This is a genomic window from Sphingomonas sp. 3-13AW, from assembly GCF_049311085.1.
GTDB lineage: Bacteria > Pseudomonadota > Alphaproteobacteria > Sphingomonadales > Sphingomonadaceae > Sphingomonas.
The window spans coordinates 86619-103517 of sequence record NZ_JASNVZ010000004.1 but is presented as its reverse complement, the minus strand read 5'-3'; the positions used below and the strand labels follow the sequence as shown (position 1 = coordinate 103517).

The window sequence follows — 16899 nt, the reverse complement described above, 5'->3', positions numbered from 1 at the left end:
ATCAGAACCGGAGCGTCTGCACCTCTGCGCCCGGAGGGAGCGGCGGCGCCCCGGGGGCCCGCCGCACGAGGACGTCAGCGAGGGCGAGCGTAGCCTGTCCCGAGGCCGACTGGCGATCCAGGACCTCGACCCCGGCGGAACCCCGCGTGCCGCACAGGAACGACTCCCGTGGGCCGACGCCATCGGCCGGGGCCGCGAGGCGCGCGGACTGCCAGTCGAGACCGGCGGCAAAGCCGCGCCCGCCAAGCGCCGTGAGCAGGGGGACCAGGAACAGCCGGGCGATCGTCATCGCCGCCGTCGGATTGCCGGGAAGCCCGAGCACGTGCCGGCCCTCGATCATGCCGTGCCACGCTGGTTTGCCCGGCTTCATCGCGACACCGGCGAAACTCGTGACGAGTCCCAGCGGCGCGAGGCTCGATCGCGCGAGGTCGCGTTCGCCGCGCGAGGCGCCGCCCGCCATCACCAGCACGTCGCATTCGAGCAGCGCCGCTTGCGCCGCGGCGGTGATGGCGGCGGCATTGTCGGGCACGCGGGTCGTACCCGCGGGCTGCCCGCCCCATTGGCGGACGAGCAGCAGTGTCGCCTCGGAAAGGCTGTCCGGCACCAACGGTTCGGCGGCGGACGCATCGCCCGGAGCAACCAGCTCGTCGCCGCTCGCGATTACGTGCACACGCGGCCGCTGCCAGACCGTCAGCTGCGCTGCGTCGGCTGCGGCGGCGACCACCAGCGCGCGCGGGTCGAGCATCCGGCCGGCGGGGAGGACAGGGGTGCCCGCGGCGAAATCGGAGGCCTGGGCGCGGACGTGCCGCCTTTCCGAAAGCGTCTGCGGAAGCAAGACCCAGCCGTCCTCCTGCGTCAGCAGCTCGACCGGGACCACGCGGTCGGCACCCTGCGGCAGTGCGGCTCCGGTAGTGACGCGCACCGCGGCTTCCCTGACGTCGCCGACGAAGGGGCTGCCGGGATAGGCCGCGCCGACGATCGGGAACCGGCGCTGGCCGGCGTCGAGGTCGCACGTGCGCACGGCAACGCCGTCCATCGCGACCGCGTCCCGCCGCGGTGAGTCAAAGGCGGCGCGTACCGGCTCGGCCAGAACCCGCCGGCCCGCCTTGCCGAGGCGTACGCGCTCGGTGCCGAGCGGCGCGGCGCGCTCCATGAGGATGGCGTGTGCGGCGTCGAGGTCGACCTCGGCCCAACAGACGGTCTGCTCGCCCGATGTCACTGTGACCTGTCCTTTCACGCGCGCACGCTTTTTCCAAATCCCGGGAACTCCATCCGGTTGCATCGCGACCGGTTACGGCGACGATTGCGTGTCCACGGCCCGTGCTTGAAAGCCGGGGCGCCGGGGTCCAACGGGTTGGCACCAGCGGCGGAACGCGCAGGCGGCATAGGGAGCGGGCCTGAATGAAGAAAGACGATCTGTACGCGAGCGGGCAGGTGGTACGCGAATCGCTGGTCTGGATCGGCGTGAATGGGGAGCGGTCGGCAGTCGAACGGCCGATCGCGGTAGAGCGGCCGATCGCGATCGAATTCAACGGCCTAGGCTATGCGGTGGTCATGGCGACGCCGGCCGACCTTGCCGACTTTGCGACCGGCTTTGCGCTTTCCGAGCGGCTGATCGAGCGCGCCGAGGAGGTCGTCGACGTGGACGTGCATTCGACGCCGGACGGCGACCTGCTTCGCGTGACCCTTGCGCAGAACCGTGTTGCCGGGATTGTCGAACGGGTCCGCCATCGCGTGACGGAATCCTCCTGCGGCCTGTGCGGGATCGAGAATCTGGAGCAGGCGATCCGCCCCCTCCACCGCGTGCCCGAGGCGCCGGAGCCGGCCGAGGCCGCGATCTTCGCGGCGGTGGAGCGGCTGCGCGCGCACCAGCCGTTGAACCGCGCAACCGGCGCGGTCCATGCCGCCGCGCTTGCTGCGGCCGACGGTACGCTGCGGCTGGTTCGCGAGGACGTGGGCCGCCACACTGCCTTCGACAAGCTGATCGGCGCGATGCTGCGCTCCGGACTGACCTGGGATGGCGGCTTTGCCCTGCTCTCGTCGCGCTGCTCCTATGAACTGGTCGAGAAGGCGGCGCTGTCGGACTGCCCGATGCTGGTGACGATTTCGGCGCCCACCAGCCTGGCAATCGCGCGCGCGCAGGACGCGGGCGTCCGGCTGGTCGTGCTCGCGCGATCGGATGCGGTGCTGGCGGTGCCGGAACGGCAATGAGGATCCTTGGCGCGATCCTGGCCGGAGGACGGGCGAGCCGGTTCGGCTCGAACAAGGCGCTGGCGCTCTATCGCGGCGAGCCGCTGATCGCGCATGCCGCGCGGACGCTGGGGCGGCAGGTCGAGACGGTGGTGGTGTGCGGCGGCGGGCGCCTATTGCCGGGGGTGGTGCATCTTTCGGACCGGCCCAAGTCTGGACTGGGCCCGCTCGGGGGCCTCGCTGCCGCGCTGTTTCACGCCGAGCACGATGGATTCGATGCCGTGGTGAGCGTCGGCTGCGACACCCCGGTCCTGCCGGACAGCCTGGTCGCGCAGATGAACGGGGGGGAGGCGGCGCGGTTTATGGAGGCGATGCCGCTGATCGGGTGGTGGCCGAGTCATCTGAGCAGCGCGCTCGACGCGTTCCTGGTGCACGACCCGCGCCGCTCGCTGCGGGGCTGGGCAGCGGCGGCGGGCGCGACCGCGACGACGATCCAAGAGGTCGTGCCCAACATCAACACGCCGCAGGATTTGAGAGCGCTTCCGCCCGGGGACGATTGAGGGCGGAGCCTCTCAACCCGGGACATGATTTCGCAAGACCGCGGCGCCGAATTTCGACGATCTGACTCAGGAACCTTCGATCCGGAAGCGCGCTTTCAGCCGGACCATCTGGAGGACGAAGTCATGGCTCAAAAGACCCTCGACACCCTGTTCTACGATACGCTCAAGGACATCTATTATGCCGAGCGCAAGATCCTGCGCTCCCTGCCGAAAATGGCACGGGCCGCGCAGTCGGAGACGCTGAAGGCGGCGTTCGAAAAGCACAAGGAGCAGACCGAAGGACAGATCGAGCGGCTGCAGCAGGTGTTCGAGATCATCGGCAAGGCGCCTCGCGGCAAGACCTGTGAAGCGATCGACGGCATCATCGGCGAGGGCGAGGAGATCATCGAGGAGTATAAGGATACTCCGGCACTCGACGCAGGGCTGCTCGCGGCGGCACAGGCCGTCGAGCATTACGAGATCACCCGCTACGGTACGCTCAAGCGCTGGGCGGGCGTGCTGGGCCTGGACGAGGCCGTGAAGCTGCTCGACGAGACGCTTCAGGAGGAGTCGCGGACCGACGAGGACCTGACCGCCATCGCGGATGCGGAGATCAACGAAGAGGCGCTGCAGGAAGCCTGAAAAGGAATGGCCAGCGCTTCCGTAGAGCAGGCGCTGGCCAAAGGCTCGGTCGGGCAGAAGACGTTAGCGCGCCGGCAGGCTGCGCAATTGGTCGATGTGACCCTGGACGACCGGCACTGCGGTAGCTGCTACCTGGCGCAGCTGTGCGGTGTCGCCGCTGGACGCATAATTCTGGTGCAGGCCGAGCGCCATTTGGTGGGCGGTGTGCTGCTGCTGCAGGTAGGTGCGCTGGAATGCCGCGTCGTTGAGCGGCTGAAGCTTGTCGAGCAGTGCCTGATGCGGGGGCAGGAGAGCGGGCGGGGGCGGCGTCATTCCGGCGGCCTGGGCAGCCTGGGCCACCTGCTGCGTCGTCATGGTGTGATGGTCGATCATCATCTGCGCGAACTGCTTCACCGCCGGGCTGGGCGCGCGCTGAAGGGCCAGGCGCGAGGATTCGAGTTCGTAGAGGTCGCTCGAGCCGGCCGTCGCGACATAGGGCATCGCTGCAGTGGGCGTTGCGTCCGCGGACATGCCGGCGCCGACGCCGGTCGCGGTATCGCCACCCATCGGCGTGCAGGCGGCCGCGAGCGTGAGCAGGCTCGCGCAAAGAACCAATCGTTTCATCTTAAATCCTCCCTGTTGTCCCATCGCTAACAGGGGGGTGAAATCAATGGTTCCTGATACTTGCACAGGTTAAGACGTTTCCGGGATCTTGCCTGGAAAGTACTTTGCAATATTCTGCCGGTCCGTCCTTCGGCAGGAACCTGGCGAAGGTTTTAGACGATGTGGTCGGGATCGTCTTCCGGAGCTTCGGGTGGAAGGTTGCGGTGATCGGTCTCCGGCGCGGCGGGGGCGCGCTGGTGCGTCCCCTTTGCTTCGGCAAAGCTGGTGCCGGATGTTTCTTCCACCACGATCGTACGATCCTCGGCCGTGACGGTGCGGCGCTGGTCCGGGTGGTCCGCGGAGGGGTCGTCCGTCCGCTCGCCACGCATTCCGGTGACGCCCTGGCCCTGTTTGTCGGAGCTGCCCTGGTGATCCAGGGGAATCCCGGTTCTCTTGTCGGTCACGATGTGCGCTCCATGTAGCGGTTCCCTGAACCAACCCCGGGCTCGGCGCGCTGTTCCCCCGTCAGCCGCGCCAATCATGGATGGCGCGGTCGTAGCGGTCGCGGGCGCTTTCCAGCTGGCGCGCGAGCTTCGCCTGTTTGGCCGCCTGCTGTTTCTCCAGGGACTTGCGTTCCCGTGCCAGCGCCGCCTCCCGCCGGGCGAGTTCGGCCAGGGCATCGGCGTGCCGCGCCTCCGCCTCGGCAAGTGCGTGCTCGGCCTCTCGAACGGGTGCGCGATCGGGTCTCGGCTTTGGCTTGGGTGCGGTCTTGGCGGGCCGGGAGGGGGCTTGGGCCTCGGGCGGATCCCGGCGGGCGCGCGGCTTGTCCTTGGGAAGGGCGGCAATCTGTTCGGCGGTGGTGCCGCGCAGCCGCCGGATGACGGTGCCGGGGTGTTCGAGGGGTTCGCGGGTGAGTTCCGGGTCCTCCACCCGTTCGGCGATGCCGCGCGCAAACAGGTCATGGTCGGAGCCCCAGGCCGCCAAAGCCGCCTTCTGGCTGGGCGCCGCGACATAGGCATCGTGGAAGCCGGTGGGCGTCCGGAACACCTTGAGCTTCGGCGCCTTGGCCATCACCGACGTCCGCGGGCGAACGGCAGGGGTGCTCTGGCGCGGTCGGTCATGGCAGGGGAAACGGACGAGCGAATGAAAGGCTGCCTGGCGGTTAGCGGCGGCCGATCTGGAGGAGCGCATAGCCCATGATGCCGCTTATCCCGACAGCGATGGCGAGGCCGGTGAGGGCGCCCCAGATGGCGCCATCGGGTCCGGCAAGCAGCGCGCCTAGCACCAGCCCGATCAAGGGAAGGACGACAAGCGCCAGGCATCCGACGGCGATCATGGCTGGAAGGTCGGTGCGGTGGAGAAAGGGGCCAAGTGCCGGTGCCCGCATATCTGGAGGTGGTGGGCGCTGACGGGCTCGAACCGCCGACCCTCTCGGTGTAAACGAGATGCTCTACCAACTGAGCTAAGCGCCCCCTCTCGGGAGACGCGGAATAGCGGCATTTGCGGCGGCCGCAAGAGGGCATCGCGCTGATCCGGAAAGCGCGGTGACAGGCCGTGGTGTCTCGGCGTGCCCTGCGCGCGCCAAGACGTGCATGCCCCTTCTGCTACAGCTGAAGCCATTTTGCCGCTTTGCGTCGTCACGCTGAAATCCCGCGCGGTCCAAGGGTGCGCGCCTCTCTGCTCGAAGCCGGCGCACGGGAGGCGACCGGCACGGTCCGAACGCCGGCCAAGGCTGCAGAAGGGAGTGGCGCGTGCAGAGCAACGGGACTGATGCTCGCCGGATCGGCGGATTAGGGGCCGCCGAGCTATGGATCACACCAGGTCCTGCGCGGCCTGAGGACCGGCTCGTGTCGCTGGACGTGCTGCGCGGATTCGCGCTGCTCGGCATCCTGGTGCTGAACGTCGAGACCTTTGCCGGGCCTTCGAGCCTGCATGACATCCCGATGGGGACAGGCCACGTGGCCTTCGTCGGATGGCACGCGCCGCTCGACTATCTGATCCTGTCGATCAAGTGGATGTTCTTCGAGGGCAAGATGCGCACCCTGTTCGCGATGCTCTTTGGGGCGGGCGCGGTGTTGCTGACCCAGCGGCTTGAGCAAGGCGCTCAGCCTGAACGGGCCGCCGACATCTTCTGCAGGCGCAATTTGTGGCTGCTGCTGTTCGGCCTGATCCACGGCACGCTGATCTGGATGGGCGACATCCTGTTCAACTATGCGCTGCTTGCCCTTCTGTTCCTGTTTCCGCTGCGTCGGGTCGCCACCCGCAAACTGATCCTGCTGGGACTGATCGTCGGCATTGTGGGCGGGGGTATCGGACTCGTCCGCCGGATCGATGTGCCGACGATCTTGAGGCAGGAGACGCTGGTGGGCGAAGCCAGGGCAGCCATCGCCGCGCATCGCACGCCCACGCCGGCCCAGCGTCAGGCGCTCGCCGCCCAGGCGAAGGAAGACGCCGGCGCGGCCAAGAGCATCGCCGAGGAGGTCCAGGCGGGCCGCTCGCCGTTCCTTGAGAGTATCGCGCCGCGTGCGGACATGTTCCTGAAGGTTCAGTTCGCCCTGTTCACCAGCGGCATGGTGCTGGAGGTGGTCGGCAGCATGATGCTGGGCATGGGCCTCTACAAGAGCGGCTTCTTCACCTGCGCGCTGCCGCGGCGGCGCTACGTCGAGATCGCGGCGCTGGGCTATGCGGTGACGATTCCGATCGTGGTGACCGGATTGGTCCAGGCCGCGGCCGGCGGATTTTCACAGGCGGCGGCGGTGCGCTGGCTCTTTCTGCCCTACACGTTCGAGATCATCCCGGGGGCGGTGGCCAACGCGGCGGTGCTGTTGCTGGTGATCCGGCAAGGATGGTTGCGGCCGGTCACCGGCGCGCTTGCGAACGTCGGGCGGACGGCGCTCTCCAACTACGTCCTGACCAGCATCCTGTGCCAGTTCCTGTTCGCCTGGGGTCCGTGGAAGCTGTTCGGCGTGCTGGAATATTACCAACAGCTCTATGCCGTGGCAGGCGTCTGGGCGATCAACCTGATCGCGAGCGCGCTCTGGCTGCGGGCGTTCCGCTATGGCCCGCTGGAATGGGTGTGGCGCTCGCTCGTCTATTGGAAGCGGCAGCCGATGCTGCGCCGGCGGCTGGCGACGGAGCCGGGGTGGAGCCTCGCCTGAGCCACGCCCGCGGCCGTGAAAGCCGCAGGCGCAACGGGTCAGCCGCGTGCGTTGAGGCGCTGCATCGCTTCTGCGGCGATCCGGGTGCTGCGGAGCCGGTCCGCGGGATCGTACATAGCGCCGGTGATCATGACCTCATCGACCTTGGTGCGTTCCAGGAACGCGGCGAGGCCGCGCTCTACCGTCTCGGGCCCGCCGATTGCCGAGCATTCGAGCACCTGATCGAGGATCGCCGCGCCCTGCGCGCCGATCGATGCGCGATAGTCCTGCACCGGCGGCGGCATCTGGATCGCGTTGCCGGTGCGGATCGCGACGAACGACTGTTCGGTCGAGCTGGCGAGGAAGCGCGCTTCCTCGTCGGTATCGGCGGCGAGCACGTTGAACGCGGCCATCGCATAGGGCTTGTCGAGCTGCGCCGAGGGTTGGAAGTCGCGACGGTAGATCGCGAGCGCCTGGTCGAGCGCGGCCGGCGCGAAGTGCGAGGCAAAGGCATAGGGCAGGCCGAGCGCGGCGGCGAGCTGGGCACCGAACAGGCTGGAGCCGAGGATCCACAGCGGCACGTTGGCGCCGCCGCCCGGCACCGCTTCGATGCCGGTGCGGCCGTCGCCCGCGAACAACGACTGGAGCTCCATCACGTCCTGCGGAAAGGCGTTGGGGTCGGTTTCCAGCGTCCGGCGCAGCGCACGCGCGACGCGCTGGTCGGAGCCCGGCGCGCGGCCGAGGCCCAGGTCGATACGCCCCGGGAACAGCGCGTCGAGGGTGCCGAACTGCTCGGCAATGGTAAGCGGGGCATGGTTGGGAAGCATGATGCCGCCCGCGCCGACGCGGATGGTGCGCGTGGCGGCGGCGACATGGCCGATCACGACCGCGGTGGCGGCGCTGGCGATGCCGGGCATGCCGTGATGTTCGGCAACCCAGTAGCGCTTGTAGCCCAGCCCCTCGGCATGGGCGGCGAGATCGGCGGCATTGGCAAGGGCGGTGCCGGCGTTGCCCCCGGCGACGATGGGCACGAGATCGAGCAGCGAATAATCGGTCATGGACAGGAAGATGGGGACGGACCTCGCCCGCGCCAACCAGGCACGGGCAGGGGGGCGTCTCGGGCCGGACGCTAGGAGGCGAGTTCGCGCTTCACCCGCTCTGCCGCCTCCATCACCCGCAGGACGTTGCCGCCCGCGAGCTTGGCGATGTCGGCATCGCTCCAGCCGCGGCGCATGAGTTCGGCGAGAAGCGCGGGGTAGGTCGTCACGTCCTCTAGCCCGTCCGGCAGGGTGTCGCCGACCCCGTCATAGTCGGAACCGAGCCCGACATGATCCACCCCGGCGACCCGCGCGACATGCTCGATATGATCTGCGACCTGGGCGAGCGTGACGCGGGGCGCGGGGTTGGCGGCGAGCCAGGCGGCATATTCCGCCGCGGCCCGTTCGGGCTGGCCGATCGCGAGGCCGCCATAGGGAGGCGCGTTCAGCCGCGTCTTCTGCGCTGCCGAATCGGCCGACCAGCGGCGGTAGGCGTCCGAGACATAGGGGGGCGCATAGTCGACCATGACGACGCCGCCGTTGGTGCGGACCAGCGCGAGCACCGCATCGGAGACGTTGCGCGGATGATCGTTGAGCGCGCGCGCACCCGAATGGGAGAAGATCACCGGCGCCCGGGTGACCGAGAGGGCGTCGCGCATCGTCGCCTCGTTCACATGGCTGAGGTCGACCAGCATGCCCAGCCGGTTGAGTTCGGTCACGATGCGGCGACCGAAGTCGGTGAGGCCGTCGTGCCGGGGATTGTCGGTGGCGGAATCCGCCCAGTCGATGGTCCGCGAATGGGTGAGGGTGAGATAGCCTGCCCCCAGCTCTGCATAGCTGCGCAGGACCGACAGGCTGCCGTCGATCTGGCCGCCGCCTTCGACCCCGATCAGGCAGCCGATCCGGCCCGCACGATGCGCGCGGCGGACCTCCTCGGCGGTGCGGGCCATGGTGAAGGTGCGGGGATATCGGGTGCAGATCGACTTCACGAGATCGATCTGTTCCAGCGTCTGGATGACCTGTTCCTTGCCGGGCAGGTCGGGCGAGACCCACACCGACCAGAATTGCGCCCCCACCATGCCGCGCCGCAGCCGGTTGATGTCGGTGTTGTAGCGTTCGGGGCGCCCCGAAAGGTCGTTGAGGTCCAGGGTCCAGCGCGCCTCGCCCTCGCGCTCGCGCAGCGCCTCGGGCCAGTCATTGTGGCCGTCGATCAGCGGCGTTGTCTTCAGGATGCGAGCAACGCGGGCGTCATAGGCCTGGGCATGGGCAGCGACGGGTGCGGTGGCGAGGAGAGCCGCCAGCAGGGTAAGGGCGCCCTTCACTTGCGCGCCTTGCCGCGGCGGGGCGTGACGGTCGCGGGGCCGTTCTCGTTCACCGCGCCGGCACCCAGGCGCTGTTCCTCGTGGATGGTCAGCAACGATTGCATCAATTCTTCCTCCGCACTGGACATCACCGCCAGGACCTCGGCCTTCTCGCAATCCTCGGCGGCGAGGTAAGCGTGGCCCATGCTGGAATCGATGTAGAGCGCCTGACCCGGCTCCAGCGTGACCGGATCGTAGAATTCGGTATGCACCACGACCTTGCCGCTCAGCACGTAGAGGAACTCCTCTCCGCTGTGCCGAACCAGGTCGCCGAACTGCTCCGAGGAATGCGCGCGGATGGTGGTGAGGACGGGCACCATCCGCTTCCGGCGAAGCTCCGTGCAGAGATAATGATAGTCGTAGTTCGGCGTCTCCACGCGCACCGACCGGGTGATGTCGCCGAGGCTGCGGCGCGCGGTGACGGGGTGGGCCGTGTCCTCCTCGCCTTCCGCGAACAGCTCCGACATGCGCATGCCAAGCCTTTGGCCGAGCTGCTGGAGCTTGTCGTAGCTGAGCGTCAGCCGGTCATGCTCGATCTTGGAAAGCGTCGAAACCGGGATGCCGGTCCGGGCGCTCATCTCCTTCAACGTCCACCCCTCTCGGCCCCGTAACCCGCGCAGCAGGGCGCCAAGGGTGGGCGGGGGTGTGGCAGACGGTACGGACACGCGCTTCTCCTGGGTGCAAACCCATTGACAAATTCTCTGATCAGGACATCACTATCCTGAACGGACATGCCGGCAACCTTATCGGCACACGCCCGGCACGGCAACGGGGGAGGCGGTTATGCGCATCAAGGGACTGGTGGCGACGCTGGCGGCAATGGCCGCCCTGATCGGGGGCGTCTCACTCGCCCAGGCGCCGGATACGCCGCCGCTGACGCCGGATCCGGCGATCACCGCGCCCGCCACGCCGGTGACGGCGCTCGCCGAGGGCCCGCACGCGCTCACCGCCGCCGACATTGACAGCTGGCTCGACGGCTATCTGCCCTATGCGCTGCACAGCGGCGACATCGCCGGGGCGGTGGTGACGGTCGTCAAGGACGGCCAGGTGATCGCGGCGCGTGGCTATGGCTATGGCGACATCGCCAAGCGCCAGCCGGTCGACCCTGCGCGCACCCTGTTCCGCCCGGGCTCGGTGTCGAAGCTGGTGACCTGGACGGCGGTGATGCAGCAGGTGGAGGCCGGCAAGCTCGACCTCGACCGCGACGTCAACGCCTATCTCGATTTCCGCATCCCGCCCCGCAACGGCCAGCCGGTCACGCTGCGCCAGATCATGACGCACACGGCCGGGTTCGAAGAGGCGATGAAGGACCTCATCCTCGACGATCCCAAGGACGTGCAGTCGCTGCGCGGATATCTCAAGCGCTGGACCCCGCGCCGCATCTACGATGCCGGGACGACCCCGGCCTATTCCAACTGGGCCACGGCGCTGGCGGGCTATATCGTCGAGCGGGTGTCGGGCGTGCCGTTCGACACCTATGTCGAACAGCGCATCTTTGCGCCGCTGGACATGCAGACCGCGAGCTTTCGCCAGCCGCTGCCGGCGAAGCTCGCGCCGTTGATGGCGGTGGGCTATCCGCGCGCATCGGAGCCGGCGCAGCCGTTCGAGATCGTGGTTCCGGGCCCGGCGGGAGCGCTGTCGGCTTCCGGCCTCGACATGGCGAAGTTCATGATCGCCCACCTGGAGAACGGGCGCGGCATCCTGAGCCCGGCGACCGCGGCGATGATGCAGGACAGCCCGCTCGACCGGGTGAACCCGGCCTCGCTGATCCCGCCGCTCAACCGCATGGAGCTCGGCTTTTTCGAGACCAACATCAACGGGCGCGACGTGATCGCGCACCTGGGCGACACCAACAACTTTCACACCTCGCTGCACCTGTTCCCGGCGGAGCATGTCGGCTTCTACGTGTCGTTCAACAGTGCGGGGCGCGAAGGTGCCGCGCATGTCGTCCGTGGGCAGCTGTTCCAGGATTTTGCCGACCGCTATTTCCCCGCGACCGGCCGGGACGGCCGCGTGGATCCCGAGACCTCGGCCGAGCATGCGCGGATGATGGTGGGGCATTGGGCGAACAGCCGCCGCTCCGAAACTGCCTTTCCCGCGATCCTGAACCTGTTCGGGCAGACCGTCGTGACTGTGGATGGCGAGGGGCGGCTGGTGGTGCCTTCCCTGACCGGCCCGGGCGGTGCGGTGCAGCGCTGGGAGGAGATCGCCCCGTTCGTGTGGCGCGACGTCAACGGGCATGACCGGCTCGCCGCCAAGGTGGTGGATGGCAAGGTCGTTCGCTGGAGCTTCGACCTGATCGCCCCCTTCATGGTGTTCGACCGCGTGCCCGCTTCGCTGTCGGCCGCCTGGCTGACGCCGGCGCTCTGCGCGAGCCTGGTCGTGCTGCTGCTGACCGCGCTCTACTGGCCGGCGAGCTGGTTGCTGCGCCGGCGCTCCAAAACGCCGATCGGGGTCAGCGGGGCGGCGCTCAAGGCCTATCGCGCGACGCGGATCATGGCGCTGGCCAGCCTGGTGGTGGTGGCCGGCTGGGCGATCTTCATCACCCGGGCATTCTCCAGCATCTCGCTGCTCTCCGACGGGAGCGACGGCATATTGTGGCTGCTGCAGATTGCCGGCGCCATCGTCTTCGTGGGCGCCGTCGGCATTGCCGGCTGGAACGCCTGGCTCAGCTGGCGGGACGGACGGCGCTGGACACGCAAGCTGTGGAGCCTGCTGGTGCTGCTCGCCACGCTGGTCGTGCTCTATGTCGCCTGGGCGTTCGGGCTGATCGCGATGACGGTGAACTACTGATGGGTGCGCTGCATCTTGCGGTGACAACCGATACGTTGCGGCTCGCCCAGCCGTTCCGGATCGCCGGCTATGTGTTCGACACGGCCGACGTGCTGGTCGTGACGCTGGACGACGGCAGCTACCGCGGGCGCGGCGAGGCGGCGGGGGTCTATTATCTCGGCGATGACCTCGCCCATATGCGTGCCGCGGTCGAAGGCGCGCGCGCGGCGCTCGAGGCGGGGCCGACGCGTGAGGAACTGCGCGCCATCCTGCCGCCGGGCGGCGCGCGCAATGCGGTGGATGCCGCGCTGTGGGAGCTGGAGGCGCAGCGAACCGGCCGTCCGGTCTGGGCGCTTGCCGGGCTTGCGGCGGAGCCTGCGCCGATCGTCACGACCTTTACCGTCAGCGCCGACACGCCCGAGGCGATGGCGGCGGTGGCCAAAGGCTATGCCGATGCGAAGTCGATCAAGGTCAAGCTGACCGGCGACCTCCAGCTCGATCTTTCCCGCGTGGCCGCGATCCGGGCGGCGCGACCCGACGTGTGGCTGGGCGTCGACGGCAACCAGGGCTTCGGTGCGGCCGATCTTGGGGCGCTGGTCGCGGGGCTGGGCGCCTATGGCGTCTCGCTGCTCGAACAGCCGCTGGCGCGCGGGCAGGAGGCGGAGCTGGAGGGATTCCGCTCGGCCATCCCGATCGCGGGCGACGAGAGCCTGTTGTCGCTGGAGGACGTGGGGCCGGCCAAGGGCAGGTTCGATGTCGTCAATATCAAGCTCGACAAGTGCGGCGGCCTGACCGAGGGCCTGCTGATGGTGGCCGAGGCGCGCCGGCTGGGTCTGGGCGTGATGGTGGGCACGATGATCGGGACCAGCCTGGCCACCGCGCCGGGGTTCGTGCTGGGTCAACTGGCCGACCTGGTCGACCTGGATGGTCCCACCTTCCTGGCGACGGATCGCACGCCTTCGGTCCGCTATCGCGACGGCATGCTCTACGCCGGACCGGAGGTATGGGGCGCCGGCGGGACCGGCCCTGCATGAGCGAGCCCCGTCCCTGGTTCGGACAGCCGCGCGGGCTGACGATCCTGTTCCTGACGAACATGTGGGAGCAATTCTCCTACTACGGCATGCGCGCGCTGCTCGTCTATTACATGACCAAGCAGCTGATGATGGCGCAGGGCACCGCGTCGATCGTCTACGGCACCTACACCGCCTGCGCCTACTTTACCCCCATCGTGGGCGGGGTGATCGCCGACCGGCTGCTGGGCAAGCGGCGCGCGATCATCCTGGGCGGATCGATCATGGCGGCGGGTCATTTCATGATGACGTTCGAGCCGCTGTTCTACCCGGCGCTCGCGACGATCGCGCTGGGCAACGGGCTGTTCCTGCCCAGCCTGCCGAGCCAGATCGACGACCTGTACGAGCCCGGCGATCCGCGGGTCGGCTGGGCGTACAACGTCTATTATGTCGGCGTGAACATCGGCGGTTTCCTCGCGCCGCTGGTGTGCGGGACGCTGGGCGAGCTTTATGGCTGGCACTGGGGGTTCGGCGCGGCCGGGATCGGGATGGTCGGCGGCCTCTCCATCTATCTGTGGGGGCAGCGGTACCTGCCGCCCCAGGCGCGTCGCCCCGTGGTCGAGCGTGGCGCCGCGCCGCGTGCGCGCTTTCCGCGCGACACGGTGGTGCTGCTGCTCGCGATCGGCCTGGCCGTGACGGTGTTCCGGAGCGCCTATGAACAGGTCGGCAACACGGTGGCGCTGTGGGCGGATGCAGGGGTCGATCGCCGCACGGGCGGCGGCGTGATCCCGATGACCTGGTTCCAGGCGCTCAACCCGCTGCTCGTCATGGTGATGACCCCGCCGCTTCTGGTCTTCTGGCGCCAGCGCGCCGAGCGCGGCAAGATCACGCGGCCGGCGCGCAAGATGGCGACCGGGGCGCTGGTGGTGGGCGGCGCCTATCTGCTGCTGGCGGCGCTGGAGACGATCGGCGGCCCCACCCATTGGGCGTGGCTGGTGCTGTTCTTTGCCACGCTGACGTTGGGCGAGCTCTACATCCTGCCGACCGGCCTTGGCTTGTTCGCGCGCCTGGCGCCGCGCGGGCTGGGCGCGACCACGGTCGCTGCCTGGTATCTCGCGACCTTCGCCGGGAGCCTGACCGCCGGCTTGGTGGGGACCCTGTGGAGTCGCACCAGCCACGCCGTCTTCTTCCTGCTGCTCGCGATCCTGTGCGGCGTGGCGGCGATGATGTTGCGTGCGCTCGATCCGATGGAGCGCTGGCTCGAGCGGCAAGACGAGCGCGTATAATCAGGTTGACTATTTTCCGATTAGGACAATAGTTTCGTAATCGGCATTTGATGCTCGCGGGGGGTAGCGATGAAGAAGACGGTCCTGGCCTGTTCGATCTCCAGCGCACTGGCCGCGCTATTCCTCGCGAGCGGTGCATCGGCGCAATCGCAAGCGGTAGCATCTGCCGAAGATGCCGCCGGGCAGTCCGGCGCCCAGCGCACTCGGGACGAGGTTTCCACCGAGGAGGTCATCGTCACCGCGCAAAAGCGTAAGCAGGTGCTGATCGACGTGCCGCAATCCGTGTCGGTGGTCGGCGGCGAGACGCTGGAGCGGCAGCAGGCGTTCAATTTCCAGGACTATGCCAAGCTGGTTCCGGGCCTCCAGCTCGAGCAAAGCACGCCCGGCGAGGCGCGGATCGTGCTGCGCGGCATCAACACCGGCGGCGTTGCGGCGACGGTCGCGACCTATGTTGACGAGACGCCGTTCGGATCGTCGAGCGGCCAGGTCAACGCCGCGATCCTGGCAGGCGAGTTCGACACCTTCGACGTGGAGCGCGTGGAGGTGCTGCGCGGGCCGCAGGGGACGCTCTACGGCGCGAGCTCGCTGGGCGGCGTACTGAAGTTCGTGACCACGCCGCCGAACCTGAACGAGGTGGAGGCACGAGGCCGTGCCTCGCTGGAAACGGTGGACGGGGGCGATCTCTCCTACATGGGCTCTGCGGTGGTGAACGTGCCGCTTTCGGGGACGATGGCGGTCCGCGCGTCCGGGTTCTACCGCAACTATGGCGGCTGGATTGATTCGATCGGGACCGGCGGCTCCGACATCCAGAAGAACATCAACGATACGAAGAGCTATGGCGGGCGCGTGTCCGCGCTGTTCAAGCCGAGCGAGGCGTTCCAGATCCGCCTGACCGCGATCCTGCAGAACCTCGACACCAACGCGCCGAGCCTGGTCGAAAGCGATCCTGTGACGATGCGCACGCTCTATGGGCGGGAAACGCAGTCGCAGTTCGTGCCGCGATATACCGACGTCGCCTATCGCCTCTACAATGGCGCGTTCGATGTCGACCTCGGCTTTGCGACGCTGACTTCCTCGACCAGCTACAGCACGCTCGAACAGTCGCTGCGCGACGACCTGACGGTTGCCTATGGCCTGCAGCTGGGGCTGTACGACGACGCCACCGGCCCGCTCGCCGACATCGGCCTGATCCAGCAGACCAATACCAAGCGCTTTACGCAGGAGGTGCGGCTGTCCTCCCCCGCCAGCGAGACGTTCGAATGGCTGGTCGGCGGCTATTACAACCACGAGAAGGGCGAGATCCTGCAGCGGATCGACGTGTACGAGCCCGGGACCTTCACGATCTTTGACGGGATTCCCCAGCTTTTCGACGGGGGCACGCGGTCGCGCTACGAGGAGTTCGCCGGCTTTGCCAACGGGACCATCCACTTCGGGCCGCGCTTCGACCTGACGCTGGGGGGGCGCTACAGCCACAATGATCAGGACGCCGACCAGGGCGGCACCGGCCTGCTGGCGCCGCCTGAGCTCAGTTCGGCGTCCAAGGAGGACGTGTTCACCTGGTCCGTGGCGCCCAAGTTCAAGATCAGCCAGACCGCCGCCCTCTATGCGCGGGTGGCAAAGGGCTTCCGACCGGGCGGGCCCAACATCGTGCCCCCCAACGCGCCGGCGGGGATCGCGACCTATGACTCGGATTCGCTCATCAGTTACGAGGTCGGGGTAAAGGCGGAGACGGCGGACCGCAGTTTCAGCATCGACATCGCCGCGTTCCACATCGACTGGAAGGACATCCAGCTGTTCGCCCAGGTGGAGGATTTCGGCATCAACGCCAATGGCGGCAAGGCGAAGAGCGACGGCGTCGAGTTCACCGCAATCCTGCGCCCCACCCGTGGCTTCGCCATCTCGCTCAACGGCGCCTATACCGACGCCAAGCTGAAGGATGACACCGACCTCAACATCGTGGGCGGGCGCAAGGGCGACCAGTTGCCCTACACGCCCAAGGTCGCAGTGTCCGCGAACGCCGACTATGACTGGCACATGGCGAACGGTGCGAAGCCCTATGTGGGTGCGTCGCTACGCTTCCTGGGCGACCAGTCCGGCCCCTACAGCCCGACCTTTGTCGCGGCGACCGGGCGGCAGTTCCGCATCCCCTCCTACGCCGTGGTCGACCTGCGCGCCGGCGTGACGTTCGACCGCTTCTCCGTCGAGGCCTATGCAAAGAACCTCACCAATTCGGAGGGCAAGACCAGCGTTGCCGGGGAGGGGAATTATCCGTTCGGCGCGGTAGGCACCGGCGTGATCCGGCCCCGCAGTGTTGGCGTGACGCTGGGCGCGGGTTTTTAAGGT

At 68.2% G+C, this 16899-nt stretch carries 16 protein-coding genes and 1 tRNA gene; 8 read left to right on the top strand and 9 right to left on the bottom strand.

From position 1 onward, the window contains the following. Position 1: 1 nt before the first annotated feature. Entirely contained in the window at positions 2-1219 is a 1218-nt protein-coding gene (locus tag QP045_RS06920; protein ID WP_422514240.1) for a molybdopterin molybdotransferase MoeA, read from the bottom strand. Positions 1220-1401: 182 nt separating this feature from the next. Between QP045_RS06920 and fdhD the strand changes: the two genes are divergently transcribed. The 3 genes from fdhD (at position 1402) to QP045_RS06905 (ending at position 3371) form a co-directional block, all read left to right on the top strand. Beyond that, on the top strand, positions 1402-2211 hold the full coding sequence (fdhD, locus tag QP045_RS06915; protein WP_422514239.1) for a formate dehydrogenase accessory sulfurtransferase FdhD: 810 nt from the start codon (positions 1402-1404) through the stop codon (positions 2209-2211). Further along, positions 2208-2750: a molybdenum cofactor guanylyltransferase gene (mobA, locus tag QP045_RS06910; RefSeq protein ID WP_422514238.1), complete on the top strand. Its 543-nt coding sequence runs from the start codon at positions 2208-2210 to the stop codon at positions 2748-2750. Before fdhD ends, mobA begins: the two co-directional genes overlap by 4 nt. 123 nt (positions 2751-2873) lie before the next feature. After that, positions 2874-3371 (top strand): ferritin-like domain-containing protein, encoded by a 498-nt coding sequence (locus tag QP045_RS06905; protein WP_422514237.1) that lies wholly within the window; start codon positions 2874-2876, stop codon positions 3369-3371. Between the two features lie 63 nt (positions 3372-3434). Here the strand turns inward: QP045_RS06905 and QP045_RS06900 are convergent, their stop codons facing one another. From QP045_RS06900 to QP045_RS06880, 5 genes are all read right to left on the bottom strand, one after another. Continuing rightward, positions 3435-3974, bottom strand: coding sequence for a DUF4142 domain-containing protein (locus tag QP045_RS06900; RefSeq protein WP_422514236.1), 540 nt, complete (start codon positions 3972-3974; stop codon positions 3435-3437). 152 nt (positions 3975-4126) lie between these two features. Further along, positions 4127-4417 (bottom strand): hypothetical protein, encoded by a 291-nt coding sequence (locus QP045_RS06895; RefSeq protein WP_422514235.1) that lies wholly within the window; start codon positions 4415-4417, stop codon positions 4127-4129. A gap of 61 nt (positions 4418-4478) precedes the next feature. Continuing rightward, the gene (locus QP045_RS06890; RefSeq protein ID WP_422514234.1) at positions 4479-5024 is read right to left on the bottom strand and encodes a hypothetical protein; all 546 of its coding nucleotides are present in this window, start codon (positions 5022-5024) and stop codon (positions 4479-4481) included. Positions 5025-5115: 91 nt separating this feature from the next. Beyond that, complete coding sequence (locus QP045_RS06885; RefSeq protein WP_422514233.1) at positions 5116-5289, bottom strand: hypothetical protein; 174 nt, start codon at positions 5287-5289, stop codon at positions 5116-5118. Between the two features lie 60 nt (positions 5290-5349). Beyond that, positions 5350-5425 (bottom strand) — tRNA-Val (locus QP045_RS06880). Between the two features lie 279 nt (positions 5426-5704). Between QP045_RS06880 and QP045_RS06875 the strand changes: the two genes are divergently transcribed. Beyond that, entirely contained in the window at positions 5705-7111 is a 1407-nt protein-coding gene (locus QP045_RS06875; protein ID WP_422514232.1) for a DUF418 domain-containing protein, read from the top strand. A 38-nt stretch (positions 7112-7149) separates the two neighbouring features. Here QP045_RS06875 and QP045_RS06870 read toward each other — a convergent pair whose 3' ends face one another. The 3 genes from QP045_RS06870 to QP045_RS06860 form a co-directional block, all read right to left on the bottom strand. Next, positions 7150-8148 carry an LLM class flavin-dependent oxidoreductase gene (locus QP045_RS06870; RefSeq protein WP_422514231.1) on the bottom strand — a complete coding sequence of 333 codons (999 nt, stop codon included), beginning with the start codon at positions 8146-8148 and terminating at the stop codon, positions 7150-7152. Positions 8149-8219: 71 nt separating this feature from the next. Then, the gene (locus QP045_RS06865; RefSeq protein WP_422514230.1) at positions 8220-9449 is read right to left on the bottom strand and encodes a dipeptidase; all 1230 of its coding nucleotides are present in this window, start codon (positions 9447-9449) and stop codon (positions 8220-8222) included. Next, positions 9446-10153, bottom strand: coding sequence for a helix-turn-helix domain-containing protein (locus QP045_RS06860; protein WP_422514229.1), 708 nt, complete (start codon positions 10151-10153; stop codon positions 9446-9448). The genes QP045_RS06865 and QP045_RS06860 overlap by 4 nt, the downstream gene beginning before the upstream one ends. A gap of 118 nt (positions 10154-10271) precedes the next feature. Between QP045_RS06860 and QP045_RS06855 the strand changes: the two genes are divergently transcribed. The 4 genes from QP045_RS06855 (at position 10272) to QP045_RS06840 (ending at position 16896) form a co-directional block, all read left to right on the top strand. Continuing rightward, a complete protein-coding gene (locus QP045_RS06855; protein ID WP_422514228.1) occupies positions 10272-12281 on the top strand; it encodes a serine hydrolase domain-containing protein in 2010 nt (669 codons plus the stop codon). Further along, positions 12281-13294, top strand: a complete 1014-nt coding sequence (locus QP045_RS06850) for a dipeptide epimerase (RefSeq protein ID WP_422514227.1) — start codon at positions 12281-12283, stop codon at positions 13292-13294. Before QP045_RS06855 ends, QP045_RS06850 begins: the two co-directional genes overlap by 1 nt. Continuing rightward, entirely contained in the window at positions 13291-14556 is a 1266-nt protein-coding gene (locus QP045_RS06845; protein WP_422514226.1) for a peptide MFS transporter, read from the top strand. Before QP045_RS06850 ends, QP045_RS06845 begins: the two co-directional genes overlap by 4 nt. Positions 14557-14625: 69 nt before the next feature. Beyond that, positions 14626-16896 (top strand): TonB-dependent receptor, encoded by a 2271-nt coding sequence (locus QP045_RS06840; protein ID WP_422514225.1) that lies wholly within the window; start codon positions 14626-14628, stop codon positions 16894-16896. Positions 16897-16899: the final 3 nt, after the last annotated feature.